Here is a 3654-nt window from a genome sequence, read left to right as displayed (position 1 = left end):
TAAAAGATGAAACATTCTCTAAAGAGGCTTTTATAACTAAATATGGGATATTACAAGCCAAAAAGAAAGTTGATGATGATGGAAGAGTATCTGGAAGAAAAGAAATTAAAAAAAGTGATTTCATAGAAACAGAAGGAATTAATCCAGTGGCTTTTACTAAATTCTTAGCAAAGAATTTTATTATGATAAATGCATTGGATCAATTAGATTTACCTTTACCTAGAATGGTAGAACAGTATATTCCTGTAACTTGTGATCATGAAATTAAAATTAATTATAAAAAGCTAGTTCAACATGTGGAGGAAATTTCTTCATTCCAAGCTAAAACTTTGAGAGCATCTGTATTTAAGAATTATATAAATAATCCATATGCTTGGAAAGACTTCGGAATAACTATAACTGATGAAGATACAAAAAGAAAAGTATTCTGTCCAGTTGAGGTTGATAATGTTGATAGAAACGATATTGAATATACTACCAAAGATATAGAAGTGATTGAAGTTATTAAACAGGAAATGTCTGAGGATAGAAAAGTATTTTTATTTACTGATTTCATCAATGGAGGAAACTATATAGCTGATGAACTTTGGAATGGCAAGTCTAAAAAAGTAACAATAAATGATAGATTATGCAAAATGTTAGATAAAGAAGGTATCAGATATAAAGTTATAACAACATCAACTGCTGATGCAGCAGGAAGAAAGGATTGGATTGATGCTAATAAAGATAAATATGATGTATTTATTTGCCAACCACAATTAGTTAATGTGGGTTTAAACTTAGTGTTTTGTCCAACTTATATAGTTTATACACCATATTATCGTTATGACATTATATCTCAAGCTACAAGAAGAGGTTATAGGGCAAACTCTACTGTAGAAAACAGAGTATTCCATTTTTACTTTGAAGATACTTGTGAGGAAGAAATAATAGACAGATACCAAAGAAAACTAGCCGAAGCTAAAGCTATTGAAGGAGATTTTGATGTTAATATCGAAGAAGAGAAAGATTTAAGAACTCTTTCTAAAACTTCAGCAGATATAGTAAGTGCTTCATAGAACATTGTTATAAAAAAAGTAGGAATAAATTGCAAAAAGTGATATAATTTTAAAACTATTTTTTGTTTTTTGTTCCTGCATCAAAATACACATACAGGAGTGAAGATGAACAAATTAGATGAATTGAAAAAGAAAGCCAAAAGAAGAGCTTTGAAGTTAGAAAAAACAGGAGAAAAATCATACCTAGGAATCCTTGATGAAGTTGGAGTTTCAAGACCTTATCAAAGAATTTTAACAGGAATATTGAGTTTTGATTATCTTATCGGAGGATTAAAACCAGGGACAGTATTGGAGTTCTCTGGAGAAGAAAATGCTGGTAAATCAACTTTAGTATGGAAAATCATCGAAAATATCCAAAATATTTATAACAAACCAGCTATCCACATTAATGATGTAGAGGGAACTTCAAGTGATGAAGAATTTCTTGATAGATTCAAATTGTTAAAGCCACAAGATATTATATTTAATATAGAACCTAAGATTGAAAATTATTTTAACGAGTTAGAAGAATTAGCAGATTATTTAGATATTGCTGTATTAGACTCTGTTGCTGTTATGTCTTCGGTAAATGACAGAGATTTAGAAAAATCAGATATGGGTAAAACTGCTCAAACTTGGTCAAGAGGTTGGAAAAGAGTTTATGACTTTGTAAGAAAAGGAATGGTGATCTTAGCCATCAATCAAGTGAGGGATAATTTAGACCCATATGCAAGTTCAAAAAATGGAGCACAAACAACAGGAGGTAGAGCTTTAAGACATGCAAAATCAGCTCAAATCCACCTTAAAAAAGAAAGTAAATCTAAAGCTATAAAGAAAAAGAACTTTATGGGTGAAGAAGAAATCTCGGCTTGGGAAACAGTTATAGAAGTTCAAAAGAATAAACAAGGTTCTGCATTTAAGAAAGTATCAACTTACTTATGGACAGATCCAGAAATTCCAGAAACATTTGATGTTATAGAAGAAGCAATAACATTTGGAATTAATTACGGAGTTATAACTAGAAATTCTTCTAAAGGTTCTAAGTATACTTTTACTAATATGCTAACAGGTGAAATTATAAAGGAAATAAACGGAAGAGATGCTTTAACTAAATATTTTTATGAAACACCTCTACATTTTGCTTTCTTAAAAATATCAGTATACAGACATATGTTTAATGATAAATTCTTCTATGGTTTGTATGACAAAATACTATTAACAGCTAAGGCAGATGTATTTGGAATTTCTATAAAATATGGAGCTAAGGTAGATAGTACAGAAGAAAAACTTTTAGAAAAATTTAAAAAAGATATGCCGATTGAAGTTTTCTTTGAAAAAAAAGCTCTTAAAGAACTTAAAGAAAAATATGGAGAGCCTTGGACTTGGGGTGCTTTACCTTCAAATGGAGGTGGTGAAGACGATGAAAAAACTTCTTAATAAAGAATTTAGATTATCTATAGTCAATATGTTAGCACTGGAGGAGCATCTTATAGAGATGCTTTCTCTAACTATTGATGAAGCCATACAGAAAGAATTATTTGCTAAGCTAAAAGAGAATAAAGAAAATAGAAACAAATTATTAACTAACTCAGAATCAGAAAAAGAAAGAAATGAAGATTTTAATAAGTGGTGTGCTATAAAACACTTAATGTTAGCTCAATATCATCTGATGGAATATATAAATCAAAATGATAAAAGTTTTGATGATGTTAAAAATCTATTTCCTCAAATAACTTCTTTAGATAAAGCTATAGACGATTTATTAAAAACTAAGTTTGATGGAAAGTGCAAAACTTGTACTGGTGATATTTTTATAAATAAATTTGGACTAACTAATTTTTTCAAGAAAGGTAAATAAAAATGAATGTAGAAGGAACTATAAAAATAGATACAATTAAAATGGAGGTGTTGGAAGACAAAGTAAAATTTAAAGGTTATGTTTTATTTAAAGACGGGAAAGAAACTCAGAGAATTATGTTTTTGTCAATTTGTAAAAATGAAGACTTAATGATAGCATATAATAATGGGTTTAAAATTTTTATCAAGGGTGTTTTGAAGAAGGCAAAAGAAGCATATTATATAGAAATAAAATCATTTGTACCTATAGCTGATTTAACAGAAAGTGAAAATATAACATCTGATGTTATAGGGGATTTTAAATCTAGTGGATTCGTACCTTCTGAAATGGCAAAAAATGCAAAGGTTGGTTTTTTAAATGGCTAATATTATGATTTATGATTCAGAAATAGATTTAGACTTAGATTATTTCTGTAAATTTAAAAATTTGAAAATAGTTGATTTTAAAAGTTTTGTTAAAAATATAAAAGAGTTTTGGAACGAAGCAGAACTTGTTATAGACGGAACGAGTAAAGGACAACTTTTTAATAAAGCTTGTGCAGAGAAAGAGAGCTTTGTTTTCTATAAAGATTCTAAATATACTTTTTATAAGAACAAGAAAATTATATCTATTCCTGACCTAAGAGTAGTTGAATTTAATAAAAACAAAGATAATTTCTCTCAAGAGAATATCAATAAATTTTCAAAAGAAGTTAATTTAATAAACTCTATCTTAGAAATGACATGCTCGTCATATATTGATTTCTTAGAAAAAGAGATT

Annotated in this window: 5 protein-coding genes; all 5 read left to right on the top strand. The window is 28.4% G+C overall.

Features of this window, described 5'->3' with window-relative positions; translation table 11 throughout:
• A partial coding sequence (locus Q0V09_RS09100; protein ID WP_297488731.1) for a hypothetical protein occupies positions 1 to 1058 on the top strand: 1058 nt, incomplete at its 5' end.
• 105 nt (positions 1059 to 1163) lie between these two features.
• Complete coding sequence (locus Q0V09_RS09095; RefSeq protein ID WP_297407927.1) at positions 1164 to 2474, top strand: hypothetical protein; 1311 nt, start codon at positions 1164 to 1166, stop codon at positions 2472 to 2474.
• Positions 2458 to 2895, top strand: coding sequence for a hypothetical protein (locus Q0V09_RS09090; protein WP_297488728.1), 438 nt, complete (start codon positions 2458 to 2460; stop codon positions 2893 to 2895). Before Q0V09_RS09095 ends, Q0V09_RS09090 begins: the two co-directional genes overlap by 17 nt.
• A 2-nt stretch (positions 2896 to 2897) precedes the next feature.
• Positions 2898 to 3260 carry a hypothetical protein gene (locus tag Q0V09_RS09085; RefSeq protein ID WP_297407931.1) on the top strand — a complete coding sequence of 121 codons (363 nt, stop codon included), beginning with the start codon at positions 2898 to 2900 and terminating at the stop codon, positions 3258 to 3260.
• Positions 3253 to 3654 (top strand): hypothetical protein (locus Q0V09_RS09080; RefSeq protein WP_297488726.1); only part of this gene is annotated, 402 nt, incomplete at its 3' end. The genes Q0V09_RS09085 and Q0V09_RS09080, both read left to right, overlap by 8 nt.

This window comes from uncultured Cetobacterium sp., assembly GCF_947039425.1.
In the GTDB taxonomy this organism is placed as follows: Bacteria; Fusobacteriota; Fusobacteriia; order Fusobacteriales; family Fusobacteriaceae; genus Cetobacterium_A.
The sequence above is the reverse complement of the archived record's forward strand: the minus strand, read 5'-3'. Positions and strand labels throughout refer to the sequence as shown.

Coding starts and splice junctions, on each gene's coding strand:
- Q0V09_RS09085 (WP_297407931.1), top strand. CDS start 2,898: ATGAATGTAGAAGGAACTATAAAAATAGATACAATTAAAATGGAGGTG.
- Q0V09_RS09090 (WP_297488728.1), top strand. CDS start 2,458: ATGAAAAAACTTCTTAATAAAGAATTTAGATTATCTATAGTCAATATG.
- Q0V09_RS09095 (WP_297407927.1), top strand. CDS start 1,164: ATGAACAAATTAGATGAATTGAAAAAGAAAGCCAAAAGAAGAGCTTTG.